This is a genomic window from Glutamicibacter sp. NPDC087661, assembly GCF_044743275.1.
Taxonomy (GTDB): Bacteria; Actinomycetota; Actinomycetes; order Actinomycetales; family Micrococcaceae; genus Glutamicibacter.
In genome coordinates, this window is record NZ_JBIUWE010000001.1 from 284,575 (window position 1) to 303,518 (window position 18,944).

Annotated in this window: 18 protein-coding genes and 1 tRNA gene; 13 read left to right on the plus strand and 6 right to left on the minus strand. The window is 58.3% G+C overall.

Features of this window, described 5'->3' with window-relative positions; all coding sequences use genetic code 11:
* Positions 1-155 precede the first annotated feature (155 nt).
* Together ACIOTN_RS01365 and ACIOTN_RS01370 are read left to right on the plus strand one after the other, a co-directional pair.
* Positions 156-770 (plus strand): FABP family protein, encoded by a 615-nt coding sequence (locus ACIOTN_RS01365; RefSeq protein ID WP_402734712.1) that lies wholly within the window; start codon positions 156-158, stop codon positions 768-770.
* A gap of 2 nt (positions 771-772) precedes the next feature.
* Positions 773-1,855, plus strand: a complete 1,083-nt coding sequence (locus tag ACIOTN_RS01370) for a YgfZ/GcvT domain-containing protein (RefSeq protein WP_402734713.1) — start codon at positions 773-775, stop codon at positions 1,853-1,855.
* A 74-nt stretch (positions 1,856-1,929) separates the two neighbouring features.
* Here ACIOTN_RS01370 and ACIOTN_RS01375 read toward each other — a convergent pair whose 3' ends face one another.
* The 4 genes from ACIOTN_RS01375 to ACIOTN_RS01390 form a co-directional block, all read right to left on the minus strand.
* On the minus strand, positions 1,930-2,958 hold the full coding sequence (locus ACIOTN_RS01375) for a 6-phosphofructokinase (RefSeq protein ID WP_402734714.1): 1,029 nt from the start codon (positions 2,956-2,958) through the stop codon (positions 1,930-1,932).
* A gap of 254 nt (positions 2,959-3,212) precedes the next feature.
* Positions 3,213-3,455: a PspC domain-containing protein gene (locus tag ACIOTN_RS01380; RefSeq protein WP_105656871.1), complete on the minus strand. Its 243-nt coding sequence runs from the start codon at positions 3,453-3,455 to the stop codon at positions 3,213-3,215.
* A gap of 35 nt (positions 3,456-3,490) precedes the next feature.
* Positions 3,491-3,739 carry a hypothetical protein gene (locus ACIOTN_RS01385; RefSeq protein WP_133833616.1) on the minus strand — a complete coding sequence of 83 codons (249 nt, stop codon included), beginning with the start codon at positions 3,737-3,739 and terminating at the stop codon, positions 3,491-3,493.
* A gap of 12 nt (positions 3,740-3,751) precedes the next feature.
* Entirely contained in the window at positions 3,752-5,074 is a 1,323-nt protein-coding gene (locus ACIOTN_RS01390) for a PspC domain-containing protein (protein ID WP_402734715.1), read from the minus strand.
* A 126-nt stretch (positions 5,075-5,200) separates the two neighbouring features.
* Between ACIOTN_RS01390 and ACIOTN_RS01395 the strand changes: the two genes are divergently transcribed.
* Positions 5,201-6,454, plus strand: a complete 1,254-nt coding sequence (locus ACIOTN_RS01395; protein ID WP_332487095.1) for a PspC domain-containing protein — start codon at positions 5,201-5,203, stop codon at positions 6,452-6,454.
* A gap of 4 nt (positions 6,455-6,458) precedes the next feature.
* Positions 6,459-7,127 carry a response regulator transcription factor gene (locus ACIOTN_RS01400; protein WP_105656867.1) on the plus strand — a complete coding sequence of 223 codons (669 nt, stop codon included), beginning with the start codon at positions 6,459-6,461 and terminating at the stop codon, positions 7,125-7,127.
* A gap of 75 nt (positions 7,128-7,202) precedes the next feature.
* Here the strand turns inward: ACIOTN_RS01400 and ACIOTN_RS01405 are convergent, their stop codons facing one another.
* Positions 7,203-8,402 (minus strand): pyridoxal phosphate-dependent aminotransferase, encoded by a 1,200-nt coding sequence (locus tag ACIOTN_RS01405; protein ID WP_332728387.1) that lies wholly within the window; start codon positions 8,400-8,402, stop codon positions 7,203-7,205.
* A gap of 268 nt (positions 8,403-8,670) precedes the next feature.
* Here ACIOTN_RS01405 and ACIOTN_RS01410 point away from each other — a divergent pair.
* From ACIOTN_RS01410 to ACIOTN_RS01445, 8 genes are all read left to right on the plus strand, one after another.
* Positions 8,671-8,743, plus strand: a tRNA-Trp gene (locus ACIOTN_RS01410).
* 114 nt (positions 8,744-8,857) lie between these two features.
* Positions 8,858-9,106 (plus strand): preprotein translocase subunit SecE, encoded by a 249-nt coding sequence (secE, locus tag ACIOTN_RS01415; RefSeq protein ID WP_038992215.1) that lies wholly within the window; start codon positions 8,858-8,860, stop codon positions 9,104-9,106.
* Positions 9,107-9,178: 72 nt separating this feature from the next.
* Positions 9,179-10,036 carry a transcription termination/antitermination protein NusG gene (nusG, locus tag ACIOTN_RS01420; RefSeq protein ID WP_332498267.1) on the plus strand — a complete coding sequence of 286 codons (858 nt, stop codon included), beginning with the start codon at positions 9,179-9,181 and terminating at the stop codon, positions 10,034-10,036.
* A 130-nt stretch (positions 10,037-10,166) separates the two neighbouring features.
* Positions 10,167-10,598: a 50S ribosomal protein L11 gene (gene rplK, locus ACIOTN_RS01425; protein ID WP_105657674.1), complete on the plus strand. Its 432-nt coding sequence runs from the start codon at positions 10,167-10,169 to the stop codon at positions 10,596-10,598.
* Between the two features lie 135 nt (positions 10,599-10,733).
* Positions 10,734-11,438: a 50S ribosomal protein L1 gene (gene rplA / locus ACIOTN_RS01430; protein ID WP_105661540.1), complete on the plus strand. Its 705-nt coding sequence runs from the start codon at positions 10,734-10,736 to the stop codon at positions 11,436-11,438.
* 557 nt (positions 11,439-11,995) lie between these two features.
* Positions 11,996-12,517, plus strand: coding sequence for a 50S ribosomal protein L10 (rplJ, locus tag ACIOTN_RS01435; protein ID WP_105657672.1), 522 nt, complete (start codon positions 11,996-11,998; stop codon positions 12,515-12,517).
* A gap of 73 nt (positions 12,518-12,590) precedes the next feature.
* The gene (gene rplL, locus ACIOTN_RS01440; protein ID WP_105657671.1) at positions 12,591-12,965 is read left to right on the plus strand and encodes a 50S ribosomal protein L7/L12; all 375 of its coding nucleotides are present in this window, start codon (positions 12,591-12,593) and stop codon (positions 12,963-12,965) included.
* A 210-nt stretch (positions 12,966-13,175) separates the two neighbouring features.
* Positions 13,176-14,282: an acyltransferase family protein gene (locus tag ACIOTN_RS01445; protein ID WP_402734716.1), complete on the plus strand. Its 1,107-nt coding sequence runs from the start codon at positions 13,176-13,178 to the stop codon at positions 14,280-14,282.
* Here the strand turns inward: ACIOTN_RS01445 and ACIOTN_RS01450 are convergent.
* Complete coding sequence (locus tag ACIOTN_RS01450; RefSeq protein ID WP_105657669.1) at positions 14,236-14,733, minus strand: aminoacyl-tRNA deacylase; 498 nt, start codon at positions 14,731-14,733, stop codon at positions 14,236-14,238. The two genes, ACIOTN_RS01445 and ACIOTN_RS01450, sit on opposite strands and share 47 nt — an antisense overlap.
* A gap of 614 nt (positions 14,734-15,347) precedes the next feature.
* Here ACIOTN_RS01450 and ACIOTN_RS01455 point away from each other — a divergent pair.
* The gene (locus ACIOTN_RS01455) at positions 15,348-18,854 is read left to right on the plus strand and encodes a DNA-directed RNA polymerase subunit beta (protein ID WP_105657689.1); all 3,507 of its coding nucleotides are present in this window, start codon (positions 15,348-15,350) and stop codon (positions 18,852-18,854) included.
* Positions 18,855-18,944: the final 90 nt, after the last annotated feature.

Genomic DNA, 18,944 nt, shown 5'->3' on the forward strand with positions numbered 1-18,944 from the left:
TCCAGGCACTTGTAGTGATCGCCGGTCTCGGAATGGCTGGGTTCGCAGGCTTGGTAGTGAAGCGCCTCTTCCAGGGCCAGAAGTAGAAACAGCGCACACAACAACGTGTGCGCTGTTTTCATTTCATCACTAACTGACTTAGGAGCGAGTAGTCCATGGCTTTTGACCTACCTACGGACCTCACCCCGGAACTTGTACCTTTGGCATGGCTCATCGGCACCTGGGAAGGTGCTGGCCGTCTTGGCGAAGGCGAAGCCGAGGACGAGTTTTTCTGGCAGCAAGTCACCTTCCGTGACGTTGGCGGGCCGTACCTTGAATACCGCAGTGAAGCCTGGCTGACCGAAGCCGATGGCACGAAGCTGCGGATCCTAGCCGTTGAAACCGGCTTCTGGTCCTTGGACCGTGAACAGCAGGAAGCCGATGCCGGTCCTGGCATGGAACCCGGTGACATCTTCCCGGTACTGCGTTCGGCCGACGATGTGCAGAAGCTGCATACCGAAGACGGCTTCAAGATCCAGGCGCAAATTGTCCGACCAGACGGCATCTCAGAGCTGTATTACGGCCTGATTAATGGACCACGCATTCAGCTGGCCACCGAGAGCTTGCTGCGCAGCAAGAACGCCCAAGCTTACGCGTCCTCAACCCGGATCTACGGTCTGGTCAATGGCGAGCTGTTCTGGCGCTGGGATGTTTCCAAGGGCAATATGGATCTTCAAGCGCACGCCTCGGCGGCGCTCAAGCGTGTCACCTCGGAAGGCACGGTGCACTAATCATGGCCACTGAATACCGTTCGGTCCTGCTGGACCGTGCTGCTGCAGTGGCAGCTGGCGGCGTAGATGCCGGCGTCGCAGCCCACTACGGCGCTCCTACCCGCGAAGCTCGCAAACTCGCTGAGGGCCAGGCAATTGCCGATCTGAGCCACTTCGATGTCGTGGAGATCCGCGGCGAAGACCGCCAGAGTTGGCTCGATACGCTCAGCAGCCAGCGCATTTCCAGCCTGAAGCCAGGAGACAGCACCCAGACGCTGCTGCTTTCGGTTCAAGGACGCATTGAGCACGAAATGAAGGTGCTGGCCACCGCAGATCGCTTGCTGCTGATCGTTGAACCTGGTGCCGGAGCAGCGTTGGCGCAGTTCCTGAACTCAATGCGCTTCATGCTGCGCGTTGAGGTCAATGATCTTTCCGAGAGCTACGGCGTATTGGCGGCTACCCGCAAGATTGGCACTGCCGGGAGCCTGGTCTGGGAGAACCCATGGCCCGGAATCACCGACGGTGGTTGGGCCTATTCCCGTGAGGATCACCCGGGCAAGGAACGTCCGTGGTTCTTGCATATCGTGGAGTTGGAGCAGCTTGCCGTCGCAGTAGCTGACGAAGAGCTGTCAGGCATGATGGCTGTCGAGGCCTTGCGTATCGCCGCGTGGGAGCCGCGCTTCGGTGCCGAGATAGACGACAAGACCATTCCCCACGAGTTGGATTGGCTGCGTACCGCGGTGCACATGGACAAGGGCTGCTATAAAGGCCAGGAAACAATTGCCCGGGTGCACAACATCGGCCACCCGCCTCGTCGCATGGTTTTCTTGGACCTCGACGGTTCCATGCACACGCTGCCTGCCACCGGCGCCGAAGTGAAGCTGGGGGAGCGCACGGTTGGCCGGATCACTTCCGCGACTTTGCACTATGAAGCCGGGCCAATCGCCTTGGCCGTGGTCAAGCGCAACGTTGACCCGGAAGCGGTTCTGTCCGTGGTGGACGGCGAAACGAGCTACCCGGCAACGCAGGAAGTCATTGTGGCGACCGACGCCGGCCAGGTCGCTGGGCGCTTTACCGGGTTCCTGAGAACCCCGCCGCAAGGCTAAAGGCCAAAGAGAAGGGCGTGGGTTGGAATGCTGTGAACAGCATTCCAACCCACGCCCTTGGTGTATCTCCAGGCCTAGCCGAAGAGCACGGCGGCCTCTTCGTAGCGTTCCATGGGGACACGCTTGAGGTTGTTCAGTGCGGCACGCAGCGGTACGCGCAGCACCTTGGTGCCGTGCAACGCCACCATGGTGCCCCACGCCTCGGCATGGATGGAATCCACCGCAGCCATTCCCAAACGGGTGGCCAGGACACGGTCAAAAGCGGTGGGGACGCCGCCGCGCTGAATATGTCCCAGCACGGTTGCACGCGTTTCGATGCCGGTACGTTCCTCAATGACCGGGGCGAGCATCTCCCCGATGCCGCCAAGGCGGGCGCGTCCGAAGGAATCGAGACCACGTACCGAGAACGCTTCTTCCGTGCCTTCTGGCACAAAGCCTTCGGCCACAACCACCAACGGGGCGCGTCCGCGCTCATGGGCTTCGTTCACCCACTGGCAGATCTGCTCCATGGTGGTGGAAACCTCCGGGATGAGCACCGCGTGCGCACCGGATGCCATCCCCGCGTGCAGTGCAATCCAGCCTACGTGGCGGCCCATTACCTCGGCCACCATGCAGCGGTGGTGGGAATCGCCGGTGGTGCGCAGGCGGTCAATGGCTTCGACCGCAATCTGGTTAGCGGTATCGAAACCGAAGGTGTAATCCGTGGCGTCCAAGTCATTATCGATGGTCTTGGGAACGCCAACGATAGGAAGGCCGGCTTCGCATAGGCGCTGGGCGCCAGCTAAGGTGCCTTCCCCGCCGATGGCAATCATCGCATCGATGCTATTGGATTTGAGAACCTTGGAAATGTTCTCCGCGCCACCAAGTTCACCTTCAAACGCATTGGTGCGTGAGGTGCCCAAAATGGTGCCGCCTTGCTTGGCGATGCCACGCACAGCGGTTCGCGGAAGGTGGAAGAAGTCGCCTTCCTTGACGCCGCGCCAGCCGTCGCGGAAACCGACGAATTCGTCGTCGTAGCTTTTGATGCCATTCAGTACCGCACCGCGGATGACGGCGTTCAGACCGGGGCAGTCGCCGCCTGAGGTCATGATTCCAATGCGCATTGGCCCTCGCTTAGTAATGGGAAAGCCTTGTGCGACAGCTGGAGCGTGCAGGCCCCGTGATAACGCTGTAACAGCAAAGAGTTCCATTCGGATTTCAGTCAATATCCGCGCGCCATTGAGCATCTACTCTGCGTGCCATTGTACGTGCTTAAAGCCACTAGGGCGAGTCTCATGTCACGGAAGTGCACGAGCCTCGCCCTAGCCGGATAGCGATGCCAAGCATCGTTCCCGAGCAGGCCAGCCGGGAACGGTATTTAGAATTTGCGAAGCCAGTTCTGCAAGATGATGGTGTTGTCCTGCGCTGGGATCAGGATCCACGCCAGGATATATGCGGCAACACCCATTACCGGAAGCAAGAACGAAAGCAGTAGGGCGATACGCACCAAGGTGACATCCCACCCGAACTTGTCGGCGATGCCCCCGGCGACGCCACCGGCCAATCGGCCTGGCCCGCGACGAAGCGGCATGGAACGAAGCGAGTTGAAGAATGCGTCCATCAGAGAACTCCTAATTGTTGGAAAAGCTTGGAGGCTTAGAGATTGGGGTCGGTGGGAACCGGTGGTTCGGCTTCGGATTTGCGGGCCTTGCCAGCCGATGCCAATCCGGAGAAGATCATGGCTACGCCGGCCAAGGCGACGATAGCGATGAAGAACAGCGGCATGTCAAAGCTCCACTGCAAGACCAGACGGCTGAGCGATGCCAGGGCGACAACGATCAGAATCAGGCCGAAGACCAAGGTTCCGGTAGGGAATTTCCTAGCGGGAGTAGAAGAAGTATTCATGGGGCTCAGTCCTTAGAAATCCGTGTTGCTGGGGTTCAGGATGCTGGGATCATCCACGGTCGTGGAGAACGAGGAAAAAACTCCGTCTACTTCAATGGTCAGCATTGGTGCATTTCCCGGCAAGGACCGCCGGTCCTGCGGCAGTTCCATATCCATTCCGGAAAGGAATGCGCCGTCGGTCTCGATCTTCACCGGAACATTGTCCGGCAGCAGCAGATCCATTCTGGAGAAGACCGAATCGATCTCCACCGTGGTGGGTTTGGTGATACTGCCCAGATGGGTCAGGTCAACCGTTGAGCTGCTGAAAACAGCGCTGTATTGGCTGTCGCTGCCGGTAGCCGATCGAACGAACCCGCGGGCAGATTCCTCGAATGACGTAGCAGAGAAGATCACCGTCAGGACCAGCAATGGAATGGCCAAACCCAACAGGCCTCCACTGGTTCGCCCGGAGATGGCCGCTAGGACAATGGTGATGCCAACAAGCAACAGGCCGCAAGCCAAGGCCACGGTCCAGCCCGAACCAGGCAAGGCCACGATATCCAGGTAGTCGGCCAGCATGACCACGGCGACCACCAGCACGGTAACGCCGAAGACGGTGGTGCCAAGCCAACCCGGAATCGGGCGGCTGATCGGCTTGCGATTCGCCTTGGCACTGTAGGCCTTCGTGTATGCGGGATCCGGCGAATAGCTATTTTCGTACTGGCCCGCTGGGCCAGAATCACCTGAATTCATGGGGTGCTCCTTCATCGGCGCATCCGGGTAGTTCGTCCCGAACCCGCTAGCTACGCTCGCATTGAAACTCTGGGTGCCGTCCTCACGCCAAGGATGCTCCAACGCGGTGCTCTTCTCGGCAGCCCTTGGCGAGGCAGCAGAGCTGTCACCGGTCGCTGCCGGATTGCGGGCTTGGTCCGGACGCGCAAACCGGGTGTTCTTCCTGCTGAAGATAATGAATGCGATAGCCGCAACAATAGCCAGGGGCCACAGGACCGGTGCCAGCGAATCCAAGAACCAGGGAGCAGGGAAGATGCCCAGCGCAAAGATGATCACCGCGCCAGTCATGCCGCTGGTCCAGTTCCGGTTCACGGCACTTTCCAGATGCATTTTGCCTCCCGCATCAGGAAGCAACGCCCAAGCCAGTCCATAGAGCACCATGCCCAAGCCGCCTAGGACACCGAGCACCACGAAGATGCCGCGGATCAGCACTACATCGACCTTGAAATAATCGGCGACACCAGTTGCAACGCCACCGAGCCACTGCGAGTCCTGGCGAGTGATCGGTGATTTGCGCAGCTGGTCGTAAAAGCCGCGACGACGTTGAGAGCCTTCGTTGTTCATAGTCCAATGTTCTCGTGTGGCAGGGGTCCCGCGCTATGAGGGGATACCCTGAACTTCCCCTAGGGGTGCCCCTAGATCCGGTGATCAACCGGGAAGAAACGACAAGAACGTGCTTGACTTAGAACTATGGAAAGTCCTGAACGGCGTTTGATGGTGCGCAGCGAGAACCGGCTAATCGCCGGCGTCTGCGGCGGCCTCGCGGAGCACCTGGGCATCCCGCTGGGGTACGTGCGTATTGGGTTCCTGGGATTGTCCGCACTGGGCGGCATCGGCATTCTGCTCTACGCGTGGCTTTGGGTATTCGTCCCGAGCGCCGAAGAGGCGCACGCTGACGAGCTTCGCTCCTGGGGCACCAGATCACGCAGCCTTGCTGAAGAAATGAACCGGGTGCAGCAAGGCATCTTCCGTCCACGCGAAGGTTGGGAAAGGAACTCCACCTGGCGTGACACGCTGATCGGTGCGGGCCTGCTGGCGCTCGCCGTCTTGGCTTATGGACAGTGGACCGGCTGGAATATCCGCTGGGATCTGATCTGGCCTACCTTGGGCGTGATTGCCGGTATTGTGCTGGCTTGGATCCAGTTCGATGAAGGTATCACCGAGCACAAGAAGCGCCCGTCATTGCCTTTCCTGCTGCGCCTGGCTTTTGGCCTGGTCCTGGTCATCGGCGGTCTGCTGGCCCTGCTGGGCAATACTGTCGGAGCCGCAGACCTGCTCGGCGGCTTGTGGGCGGCCTTGGCGATCATTGTCGGCGCAGTCGTGGTCTTGCTTCCCTGGGGTACTCGGCTGTGGCGCGATTTCATCGCTGAACGGAGCTCGCGCCAGGCGGCGGCCCAACGTGCAGAGTTCGCGGCCCACCTGCACGACTCGGTCTTGCAGACCTTGGCAGTGATTCAAAAACGCAGTGAAGACCCAGCGGCGGTGAGAACCTTGGCACGTGTCCAAGAGCGTGAACTGCGCCAATGGCTGTACGGCAACCATGACCTTGATGATGAAGATGTAATCGTTGAGATCCAGCACGAGGCAAGCCACATCGAACAGCTGCTACTGCGTGATGTAGAAGTCATATCCGTAGGCAATGCTCAGGGCTTTGCCGGGCAGCAGGCACTGGTGGCCGCTAGCCGCGAGGCGATGATGAACGCAGCGAAGCATGCCGAGGGCAAGATTTCGGTATTCATCGAATGCTCGGCCGAACAAGTAGAAGTGTATGTGCGTGACCGCGGCACCGGTTTCGAAGTAGATGGAATACCGGCGGACCGGCACGGCGTCAGGGAATCAATCATTGGCCGCATGGAACGCGCAGGCGGCATGGCGCATATCCGGAGCGGTGAATCCGGAACTGAGGTGCAGCTGAGCATGCCACTGAACATGGAGGAAGAATAGAAACATGAACGCTGAGAACACCACCGAGAACTACCGTGTAGTGCTGGTGGATGACCACGCCATCTTCCGTTCCGGTTTACGTGCCGATTTGGCCCAGGACATCCAGATTGTCGGGGAAGCTGGCACCGTGGAGGGAGCCATCGAGGTGATCACCGAACAGCAACCGGATGTGGTGCTCCTGGATGTGCACCTGCCCGGTGGCCGCGGCGGGGGCGGGGCCGAAGTGCTCAAGGGGTGCACCGGGCTGCTGGGATCCACGCGTTTCCTGGCATTGAGCGTTTCCGACGCAGCACAGGACGTAGTGACGGTCATCCGTTCCGGTGCTCGCGGGTATGTCACCAAGAGCATTTCCGGGGCCGAAATTTCCGATGCAGTACGTCGCGTGGCCGGGGGAGATGCCGTGTTCTCGCCACGCTTGGCCGGGTTCGTCCTGGACGCCTTTGGCAGCAGCGGTCCGGTGGCAGAAATCGATGAGGAGCTGGATTTGCTCTCTGACCGCGAATTGCAAGTCATGCGTTTGATTGCCCGGGGATATAGCTATAAGGAAGTAGCCAAGGAACTGTTCATCTCGGTAAAGACCGTGGAATCGCATGTGTCCAATGTGCTGCGCAAGCTCCAGCTATCCAACCGCCACGAACTTACCCGTTGGGCTGTGGACCGCAAGATCCTCTAAACGGCACTGCGGCAAAAGCACAGAAGCCGGGCAGTCCATCATGGACTGCCCGGCTTCTTTGGCGGCGCGGTTTTTCTACTTGGCTTCGCCCAGCAGCTTGGCCATCCGTGCGACGCCTTCTTCGAGGTCAGCATCACCCAGTGCATATGACATGCGGATATAGCCGGAAGGGCCGAATGCTTCACCTGGAACGACGGCAACTTCTGCCTGTTCCAGGATGAAAGCAGCAAGTTCTGCACTGGTGTTGTTCACTACGCCGCGGATTTCGCGACCCAGCAGGCCTCGAACATCCGAATACGCGTAGAACGCGCCTTCCGGAGTAGGGCAGTGCAGGCCGTCAATCGCGTTCAGTGATTCGACGATGGCCAAGCGGCGACGGTTGAAGGCAACCTTCATGTCGTTCACGGCATCCAGCGGCCCGGCAACAGCAGCCAGGGCGGCTCGCTGCGATACGTTGGAAACGTTCGAGGTGGCGTGGGACTGCAGGTTGGTGGCGGCCTTGATGACATCCAGCGGACCTGCCATCCAACCCACGCGCCAGCCGGTCATTGCGTAGGTCTTTGCCACGCCGTTGAGGACGACAACTCGGTCTTCGAGCTCTGGGACCAAGGTCGCGATGGAGCTGAAAGTTGCATCGCCGTAGGTCAAGTGCTCGTAGATCTCATCGGTAACAACCCACAGCCCCTTGGAAGCAGCCCACTGGCCGATCTCGCGGACCTGCTCCGGGGTGTATACGGCACCGGTGGGGTTCGAAGGAGAAACGAACAGCAGCACCTTGGTGCGTTCGGTCAGTACGGATTCGAGCTGTTCGACGGTAACCTTGTAGCCCTGCTCCGGGCCGGCAAAGACCGATACGGCCTTGCCTCCGGCGAGCTGGATGGCTTCGGGATAGGTGGTCCAGTACGGAGCCGGAACGATGACCTCGTCACCTGGATCAAGCAGGGTTGCGAAGGTGTTGTACACCGCCTGCTTGCCGCCATTGGTGACCAGAACCTGATTGGCCTTGAGCTCGTAGCCCGAATCGCGCATGGTTTTGGCGGCGATTGCTTCGCGCAGCTCGGGAAGGCCGGCTGCAGGGGAGTAGCGGTGGTTCTTTGGATCCTGGGCCGCCTTGACTGCTGCTTCGACAATGTAGCCAGGGGTTGGGAAGTCGGGTTCACCGGCACCGAAACCGATTACTGGTCGACCTGCTGCTTTAAGAGCCTTCGCCTTGGCATCTACTGCGAGAGTCGCGGATTCGGAAATTGCGCCGATGCGGCGAGAAATGCGAGACATTGGGGATTCGTCCTGAAGTCTATGGGGACAGCTGTTACACCTCAGTTTAGTTCGCAACCTTGCACTTCAGCATCACAATTTTGAAAATGACACAATAAGGTGCGCAACGGGGCGCGGGAATGCGTTCTGCGCCACACCGGAGGTTGTCAGTTCGACATTTCCGATTTCGTTGCGTAAAGTTATTTCTCGTTGCCGAGACATCGCAACGGACGAAGCTGAATGTTTTATCCGCTAAGATGTTCTAGGTGGGAGCGGTAAAAAGCTCCGAAGGGTAGTGGCGCAATTGGTAGCGCAGCGGTCTCCAAAACCGCAGGTTGCAGGTTCGAGTCCTGTCTGCCCTGCGCAATAGCGATTTATCGCTTAGCGAATTATCTCATCACGGTGTGTTGCAGTCGAATAGACTATGGCACACCGTGATTGTTTCAACTGGCCAAATTTTTGAAACGAGGAAGAACATGACCGAATCTGCTCTCAGCTCCGGTAAGGGTGGACAGAAGTTGGGTTTCTTTGCCCGGATCTTCTTGTTTTTCCGCCAGGTAATCGCAGAACTTAAGAAGGTCGTCACCCCGACCCGCAGTGAACTAGTGAATTATTTCCTGGTTGTTGTCGGTTTCGTGGTCGTGGTGATGCTGATCGTGACGGCCCTGGACTTCGTCTTTGGGCAGGGGTCGATCCTCCTGTTCACCAACAAGGTCGAACAGTAATTTTGTTGCCTCGGAGGTATGATTACCCCGAGGCAATTTAGTGTCATTCAGTCAAAGAAAGCAGGAGCTGCAGTGTCCGACAAGGAACTCGAACCGCAGATTAATGACGAGGTCGAAAACGAGTTCGTTGAAGCCGCCGGCGATCAGGTTGAGCCAGCTGTAGAAGCTGACGTCGACCCAACCGAAGCACCAGCACAGGACGCTGAAGACGCTCAGGTAATCGAAGGCGCAGCTGAAGAAGCTGAAGGCGAAGACAACGAAGCTGAAGAAGCCGAGGGCGAAGACAACGAAGCTGAAGAAGCCGAGGGCGAAGACAACGTAGCCAAGCTCAAGGAAGAATTCCGCGCTAAGCTCCGTCGTCTTCCAGGTGACTGGTTTGTCATTCACACCTACGCTGGTTACGAAAACCGCGTGAAGGTCAATCTTGAGACCCGTATCCAGACCCAGGACATGGATGAGTTCATCTTCGATATCCAGGTTCCAATGGAAGAGGTCGTCGAGGTCAAGAACACTCAGCGCAAGATCGTTCGCCGCGTGCGCATCCCGGGCTATGTCCTGGTCCGCATGGAGCTGACTGACGCGTCGTGGGGTGTTGTTCGACACACTCCAGGTGTCACTGGATTCGTTGGCAACGCCCACGATCCAAACCCACTGAGCCTTGACGAAGTGTTCTCCATGCTGGAGCACACCATCGTTGATCCAGTAGAGCAGCCATCGGCGTCCAAGCCAGGCCGTGCTCCAATTACTGAGGTCACCGTGGACTTCGAAGTCGGCGAATCGGTTATCGTCAATGACGGACCGTTCGAAACGATGCCGGCAACCATCTCGGAGATCAAGCTGGATGCCGCACAGCTGGTTGTACTGGTTTCGATCTTCGAACGTGAAACCCCAGTGACCCTGAACTTCAACCAGGTCACCAAGATCCAGTAGTATTAAGTCTTCGTGCCCCGCATCGGTCGCTTATCGATGCGAGGGTACGCTTGGCTGTCGCGCCACGATAGCCAGATCCCCGTGCCACGCTCCTGTGCCACGGGAAACGCAAGAGTAAGAAGGACCCGACATGGCCCCAAAGAAAAAGGTCACCGGACTCATCAAGCTGCAGATCCAGGCAGGTGCTGCTAACCCAGCTCCTCCAATCGGTCCAGCCCTTGGTCAGCACGGCGTCAACATCATGGAATTCTGCAAGGCTTACAACGCAGCGACCGAGTCGCAGCGCGGTAACGTTGTTCCAGTTGAGATCACCGTATACGAAGACCGTTCGTTCACTTTCATCACCAAGACTCCTCCTGCAGCTGAGCTGATCAAGAAGGCAGCTGGCATTGCAAAGGGTTCGGGTGTTCCGCACACCGACAAGGTTGCTAACCTGACCCAGGCTCAGGTTGAGGAAATCGCCACCACCAAGATGGCTGACCTGAACGCAAATGACCTGGCTGCTGCAGCCAAGATCATCGCCGGCACCGCCCGCTCCATGGGCGTGACCGTAGAAGGCTAATCCCGCCTTCCGCTGTTCACACGCTGGATAGCACTCAAGAATTCAATCTAAGGCGAAACGGTCATCTGATCGATTCGCCCGTGGCAGGACCCCGCGCGGTCCATATGACCACGACTGCATAAGGAGAAAACGCAGATGGCAAAGCGCAGCAAAGCATACGTAGCCGCCGCGGCTAAGATCGATGCCGACAACAACGTCTACGCTCCAGCCGAGGCAATTGCCCTGGCTAAGGAGACCGCAGGCGATAAGACCAACTCGACCGTTGAGGTTGCTTTCCGCTTGGGTGTTGACCCACGTAAGGCTGACCAGATGGTTCGCGGTACCGTAAACCTTCCACACGGCACCGGCAAGACCGCCCGCGTGGTTGTTTTCGCTAACGGTGACAAGGCAGAAGCAGCTCGCGAAGCTGGCGCCGACTTCGTTGGCTCGGACGACCTGATCGAAAAGATCCAGGGCGGCTGGACCGACTTCGACGCAGCAGTTGCAACCCCTGACCTGATGGGCAAGGTTGGCCGCTTGGGTAAGGTACTGGGTCCTCGTAACCTGATGCCAAACCCTAAGACCGGCACCGTGACCATGGATGTGGCCAAGGCTGTAACCGACATCAAGGGCGGCAAGATCGACTTCCGCGTCGACAAGCACTCGAACCTGCACTTCATCATTGGCAAGGTTTCGTTCGACGCAAAGCAGCTGACCGAGAACTACGCAGCAGCTCTGGAAGAGGTTATGCGCCTGAAGCCTTCGGCTTCGAAGGGTCGCTACATCTCGAAGGCAACCATCGCTACCACCTTCGGTCCAGGTATTCCTGTTGACGCGAACGTAACCCGCGTTGAGGCCTAAGTCTAGTAGCTAACTAGCTTGAGGGAGCATGCCGATAATCGGCATGCTCCCTTCCTTTTTAAGCGAGGAATCTGCGCGATGGCCACGGCTGCTGGAAAGCGTATTCATGTTTCGTACCAGCCTGTAGCCGATGATAAGCTTTGACTACCGAGTATCTCGGTCATCCGCGTATGGATCCCCCAAGGCCCTACGCGGATGAGATACGAAAGTTTCCCCAAAACTTTTGTATCGGCGGGACTTACTACTAGCGTTCCCCAAGCGTTGGTAAATGAGTCCCGCCATTCTAATTTAATTCCCCTAGTGACCAGGATCATGAGATTGGCTCCGGCTTCGATTTGCTGTGGGCTGGAGTGCTCCTATAAACTAGAAATACCGAAGACCGTCGGTCGAGCATTTGGTTTCCAACTGCTCCTAAAGATCCGCAAGGATGACCAACGCAGGTTACATAGATTTTTTGACTTTGAATAAGTTGAAACGCCCTGTGCTCCTGCGCGGGGCTATTTTTATGGCCTCGCCGGTTTTGAAACGGTACCGAACAAATCCCCGGAAGGAGTGTTATGGCAACCCCAAGCAAGACTGCAGCGATTGAAGAAATCACCGCGGAATTCAATGATTCGTCGGCGGCTGTCTTGACCGAATACCGTGGGCTTACCGTTGCACAGCTCAAGGATCTGCGCCGCTCGCTTGGTCAGGAGACCAAGTACGCAGTCGTAAAGAACACCTTGACCGCAATCGCAGCGAAGAACGCTGGCATCGATGCTTTCGATGAACAGCTTTCTGGTCCAACCGCAATCGCCTTCATTAAGGGCGATGCAGTTGCTGCCGCTAAGAGCCTCACGGAATTCGCCAAGACTAACGAAAAGCTGGTCATCAAGACCGGTTGGTTCGAAGGTAAGGCACTGGACCAGAGCGGCATCGCTGCTTTGGCTGCGCTGGAATCCCGCGAAACTCAGCTCGCCCGCGTTGCAGCAGTGCTGCTGGCTCCAGCTTCCGCTGCTGCCCGCGCTGTCGAAGCTCTGCGTGCAAAGCTCGACGAGAACGGTGGCGAAGCTGCCGAGGAAGCTCCGGCAGAAGCCTAAGCTTTCGAGTTCTCTCGCAACGTAAACCCAAATTCATCGGCCCTCAAGGCCAAAAACCGAAAGGACGCCCACCATGGCGAAGCTCAGCAACGAAGAGCTGCTTTCCGCATTCAAGGAAATGACCATCATCGAACTGTCCGAGTTCGTTAAGGAATTCGAAGAGACCTTCGACGTAACCGCTGCTGCTGTTGCAGTTGCTGGTCCAGCTGCAGGCGGCGAAGCTGCTGCTGAAGAGCAGACCGAATTCGACGTAGTCCTCGAGTCGGCCGGCGACAAGAAGATCGCAGTTATCAAGGAAGTTCGCGCACTGACTTCCCTGGGCCTGAAGGAAGCTAAGGAGCTCGTTGACGCTGCTCCAAAGGCTCTGCTTGAGGGTGTTGCCAAGGACGCTGCCGAGAAGGCTAAGGAAGCTCTGGAAGCTGCCGGCGCTACCGTCACCGTTAAGTAAGTACAGCGGTCACTCGCAACTTATTGCCAAAGGTCCACAGACGAAAGTCTGTGGGCCTTTGGTCGTTAAGCTGGGAAGTCCATAGCAATTGTTTTATAACGTTTCTATTAACAGCGTTTATTCAAGTTCATTGTTTACAGTGAAAATGTGTCAAAAACCGTAGCTACCCAGAACCAGAAACCAGCACCGCGGCTAGGGCTCCTAGACGCATTGAGGATTACAGCTGCGCTAATTGTCGTCCTGTACCACTACACCGCATGGGGACATGATCACTGGGGGAGGCAGGCCGCAGAGTTCTGGCCAGTACTCTCCGAATTCACCCGTTACGGACAGCTGGGTGTACAGCTATTCTTCCTCATCTCGGGCTTCGTTATCCTGACGTCCCTCCAGGGAAAGAACGTCATTGGTTTCATCGGCTCGCGTGTGGGCCGCCTCTACCCGGCCTACTGGCTCGCGGTACTCGCAGCAACAGTACTCTCGCTTGGGATCTGGCCTTCCGGCAACGAGGGACGCTCGGCCAGTGATATTCTGCCCAACCTGAGCATGATGCAGGCTGGATTCGGCGTCACCGATATGGACGGTGTCTATTGGACACTTTGGGTCGAGTTGCGTTTCTACGTGTTGCTCGCAGCGCTCTTGTCCATGGGCTTCGTGAAGAACAAGCACATCCTCTTGCTCTCTGCCATTTGGCCCGCTCTGGGCCTGTATCTGCATTTCACAAGCTTGGATAAGCTGCAGGAATGGATTGCCGGGCAGTATGCGGCCCTGTTCGCAGCCGGCATGGTGCTCTTCTTGATCTATCAAAGCGGCCACAGCATTCTGCGGTGGTCCATGGTCGCAGGCAATACTGCCATCGCCGCATTTTTCACCGGCATCAAGGGGCGCAGTGACGCGGACTTGCTCTCCGGGATGGATATCCCGGCCTGGCATTTCCAGCTGCTGACCGTCCTGTGCGTAGCTCTGCTGGCGGTGTGCACCCTGACTCCGCTCAAGAACGTCCAGGGCAAATGGCTGGCTGTGGCCGGTTCATTGACTTACCCGCTGTACCTCGTGCACCAGTTGTGGGGTTGGTGGCTAATCAACCAGCTGCACGGTTTCGTGAACAAGTACGTGCTGCTGGCCGGTTTGCTGGTGCTGATGCTAGGAATTGCCTACCTGGTGGCACGCTTCGTCGAGCAGCCGCTGGGTCTGCCGCTGCGCAACGCGACGATCAAGGGATTGACCGAGTCGCAGGCCTGGGCCAAGAAGGCATTGGCTAAGCCAGGGCTGGTTATTCCGGAGTCGAAATATCAGCAATCGTGGCATCAAATCCGCTAACCAAATCCTTGGCGCGAACCAGCAGTCCATGGGCTCGGTCCCCGCTGCCCAGTCCTATCTGTTCCGATACGGGCTCTTCGAAGACGCTGGCATCGATGTAGACAGGCAGTACCGTGTGCGAGCCAAAAGGCGTAATGGTTCCGCTCTCGTAGTGCGTGACATCCCAAGCGATATCTGAAGATGGCAGGGAGAGCTTATTGACGCCCATGACTCCGCGCAGCTTCGCCCAGTCCAGTTTACGCCCGCCGGGGATCAGCGCGAAGACAAAGGTGCCGTCTGTGCGTTTGATAACCAGCGTCTTGAGCAAGGCCGAGGCCGAGATTCCCAAGGCGTCCGCAGCCTCTTCCAGCGAGCGGACCTTGTCGCGCGGCACAATCTCGATTGGGATGTTCCGGCGCGAGGCGTCCAGGGTAACTCGAGTCAGTGCTTCATCTGACTGCAGCTTATTCACTTCGTCTCCTAACCGTGGATGTTTGCTCGATCATAGCTAGTGGCGAAAGAAGAAGCCACCGGACACACGAGGTCGCAAAGGCTTATATCTGCTGGGGGAGCGTGTAGCTTCAAGCCTCCCGGATACCCGGAAAAAAATCTCCAAGAACGTTCGCCATGCGGCTGAAGCGGAGAAAAATTGGGGTTTCTGATGCCTGCTGAGGAGAATGTGACAGAAAGCATAACGTTGCCTGATGCCCGGAATCCGGAGACTGCGTTCAGCGGGCCAAGACCTTTGGCAATTCGCAAGAATCCGCGAAAACAAGGGTATCAGTTGGGAAAATGCATGCACTTTTCGGTGCGCGGTACGACCGGGTTGCGCGCTGGCGCGGTGCTTGGAAACCTGAGTGGCAGCCCGCGCGAAAGTGGGGGCGAAAACTATAGCACGAATTTCTGCACCGAGTATCGACAACCGGATTTTCCTCCGGTAGAGTAGAAATTTGCGCCTTGCTGTTTGCGCGCGCGGCCTTCATATAGCGGTGGGTTCGTGCGGACGAAAAAAGAGGAACTGTCCTATGGCAGGAACCTTAGCACGGTAAGCGTTCGGAAACCTGACGGTCTTTGGAAGGATCCATCTTGGTCGCCTCGAGCAACCCTAACAACCAAACCGCTAGTTCGGCTCGCGATGCTGCATACGCTGGCCGACTTTCTTTTGCAAAGATTCACGAACCCCTTGAAGTGCCTAACCTGCTGGCATTGCAGACCGAGAGCTTTGACCGCCTCGTCGGCAACCAGAACTGGGTAGAGCGCCTGGCCAAGGCAGAAGCCGCTGGTGACTTCAGCGTGCCCAACACCTCGGGCCTGGCAGAAATCTTCGAGGAAATCTCCCCAATCGAGGACTTCCAGGACACCATGTCCTTGAGCTTCTCGGATCCGGAGTTCGCTGATCCTAAGTACTCGATCGCAGAGTGCAAGGACCGCGACGCCACCTACGCGGCACCGCTGTATGTCAAGGCCGAATTCATGAATAATGAAACCGGCGAAATCAAGCAGCAGACCGTGTTCATGGGCGATTTCCCGCTGATGAGCGAAAAGGGCACCTTCATCATCAACGGCACCGAGCGTGTCGTTGTGTCCCAGCTGGTTCGCTCCCCAGGTGCGTACTTCGAGTCCACGCCGGACAAGACCAGTGACAAGACGATCTTCTCGGCACGTATCATCCCATCGCGTGGTGCATGGTTCGAGCTGGAAATCGACAAGCGCGACCAGATCGGCGTACGCCTTGATCGCAAGCGCAAGCAGTCGGTCACCGTCTTGCTCAAGGCCCTTGGCTGGAGCGAAGAGCAGATCCTGTCCGAGTTCGGCCAGTACGATTCGATGCGCGCAACCTTGGAAAAGGACAGCATCAAGGATCAGAACGAAGCCTTGCTGGACATCTACCGCAAGCTGCGTCCAGGCGAGCCTCCTACGGTTGAGGCCGCCCAGGCACTGCTGAAGAACATGTACTTCGAGCCTAAGCGCTACGATCTGGCAAAGGTTGGCCGCTACAAGATCAACCGCAAGCTGGGCGTGGAGACTCCGGTCAACGCCGAGAACGCTTCGGTGCTCTCGCTGGACGACCTGGTAGCGATGATCCGCTACCTCGTTGCGCTGCACGCAGGCGAGAAGACTGTTCAGGGCACCCGCAAGGGCGAGATCGTTGACGTTCCTGTCAACGTCGACGACATCGACCACTTCGGCAACCGCCGCATCCGCGCCGTGGGCGAACTGATCGAGAACCAGGTCCGCACCGGCCTGTCCCGCATGGAGCGTGTTGTGCGCGAGCGCATGACCACCCAGGACGTCGAGGCGATCACCCCGCAGACCCTGATCAACATCCGCCCTGTTGTGGCTGCCATCAAGGAGTTCTTCGGAACCTCGCAGCTTTCGCAGTTCATGGACCAGAACAACCCGCTGGCCGGCCTGACCCACAAGCGCCGCTTGTCGGCTCTGGGCCCGGGCGGCCTGTCCCGTGACCGCGCAGGCATGGAAGTACGAGACGTCCACCCGTCCCACTACGGACGCATGTGCCCAATTGAAACCCCGGAAGGCCCGAACATCGGCCTGATCGGTTCGTTGGCTACCTACGGACGCATCAACTCCTTCGGCTTCATCGAAACCCCGTACCGCCGCGTCGCCAATGGCGTCGTGTCCAACGAGGTCGACTACCTGACCGCCGATGACGAGCTGCAGCACTACATCGCACAGGCCAACGCGCCTCTGGATGAGAACGGCCGCTTCGTTGAAGAGACCGTTCTGGTTCGCGAAAAGGGCGGTGGCGGCGAGCCAGTCATCGTCGATTCCGCTGAAGTGACCTTCATGGACGTTTCGCCGCGCCAGATGGTTTCGGTGGCAACCGCGCTGATTCCATTCCTCGAGCACGACGATGCCAACCGCGCACTGATGGGCGCCAACATGCAGCGCCAGGCTGTGCCGCTGCTGAAGTCCGAGCGTCCGCTGGTGGGTACCGGCATGGAGAAGTTCGCCGCGGTTGACGCCGGCGACTCCGTTGTCGCCGCCAAGCCAGGCGTGGTCACCGAGGTATCTGCTGACCTGGTTGTCGTCATGAACGATGACGGCACCGAGTCGATGTACCCGATCATGAAGTTCGCCCGCTCGAACCAGGGCAACGCCTACAACCAGCGCGTTCGCGTGTCCGAAGGCGACCGCCTGGAATACCAGTCGATCATCGCTGACGGTCCTTCGACCGACTCCGGCGAGCTGTCGCTGGGCAAGAACCTGCTCGTGGCATTCATGTCCTGGGAAGGCTACAACTACGAGGATGCGATCATCCTCTCCCAGCGCATGATCTTCGACGACGTACTCACCTCGATTCACATCGAAGAGCACGAAGTCGATGCCCGCGACACCAAGCTCGGTGCCGAGGAAATCACCCGCGACATCCCGAATGTCTCGGAAGACATCCTCTCCCAGCTCGATGACCGCGGCATCGTCTACATCGGTGCCGAGGTCGAGGCCGGCGACGTGCTGGTAGGCCGTGTCACCCCTAAGGGCGAGACCGAACTGACCCCGGAAGAGCGCCTGCTGCGTGCCATCTTCGGTGAGAAGTCGCGCGAAGTGCGCGACACCTCGCTGAAGGTTCCGCACGGCGAGTCCGGCACCGTCATTGGTGTTCGCATCTTCGACCGCGACAACGACGATGACCTTTCCCCTGGTGTCAACCAGCTGGTCCGCGTCTACGTTGCCCAGAAGCGCAAGATCTCGATCGGCGACAAGCTCGCAGGTCGCCACGGTAACAAGGGTGTCATCTCGCGCATCATGCCGCTGGAAGACATGCCATTCCTGGAAGACGGCACCCCGCTGGATGTCATCCTGAACCCGCTAGGTGTGCCAGGTCGTATGAACGTCGGCCAGGTTATGGAAATCCACCTGGGTTGGGCTGCCAAGCAGGGCTGGAAGATCGAAGGCGAGCCTGAATGGGTCCGCGATCTGCCGAACCTGCCACGCGAGTCCGGTTCCACCACCGTGGCAACCCCGGTCTTCGATGGCGCTTCCGAAGAGGAAATCCGCGGCATCCTGGATTCGACCAGCAAGACCCGTGACGGTGTGCGCCTGATTGGCAACTCCGGCAAGGCGAAGCTGTTCGACGGCCGCTCCGGCGACCCGCTGCCGGATCCGGTTTCCGTGGGCTACATGTACATCTTGAAGCTCCACCACCTGGTGGACGACAAGATCCACGCCCGTTCCACCGGTCCATACTCCATGATCACCCAGCAGCCACTGGGCGGTAAGGCCCAGTTCGGTGGCCAGCGCTTCGGCGAGATGGAAGTTTGGGCACTGGAAGCATACGGTGCCGCTTACACGCTGCAGGAAATCCTGACCATCAAGTCGGATGATATCCACGGCCGCGTGAAGGTCTACGAAGCTATCGTCAAGGGCGAGAACGTTCCAGAGCCTGGTGTTCCAGAATCGTTCAAGGTGCTCATCAAGGAAATGCAGTCGCTGTGCTTGAACGTCGAGGTACTCGGTACCGACGGCAACACTATCGAAATGCGTGAGTCGGACGAGGAATCGTTCCGCGCCGCTGAAGAGCTGGGCATCGACCTTTCACGGTCGGAGCCGAACTCCGTAGAGGAAGTGTAATCTGGCGCCCTGCCTGCAGGACCTGCAGGCAGCGGCGGCAAATTCCCACCCTCATTCGTATCGACTTCAGACACCACAGAAGAGAGAAAA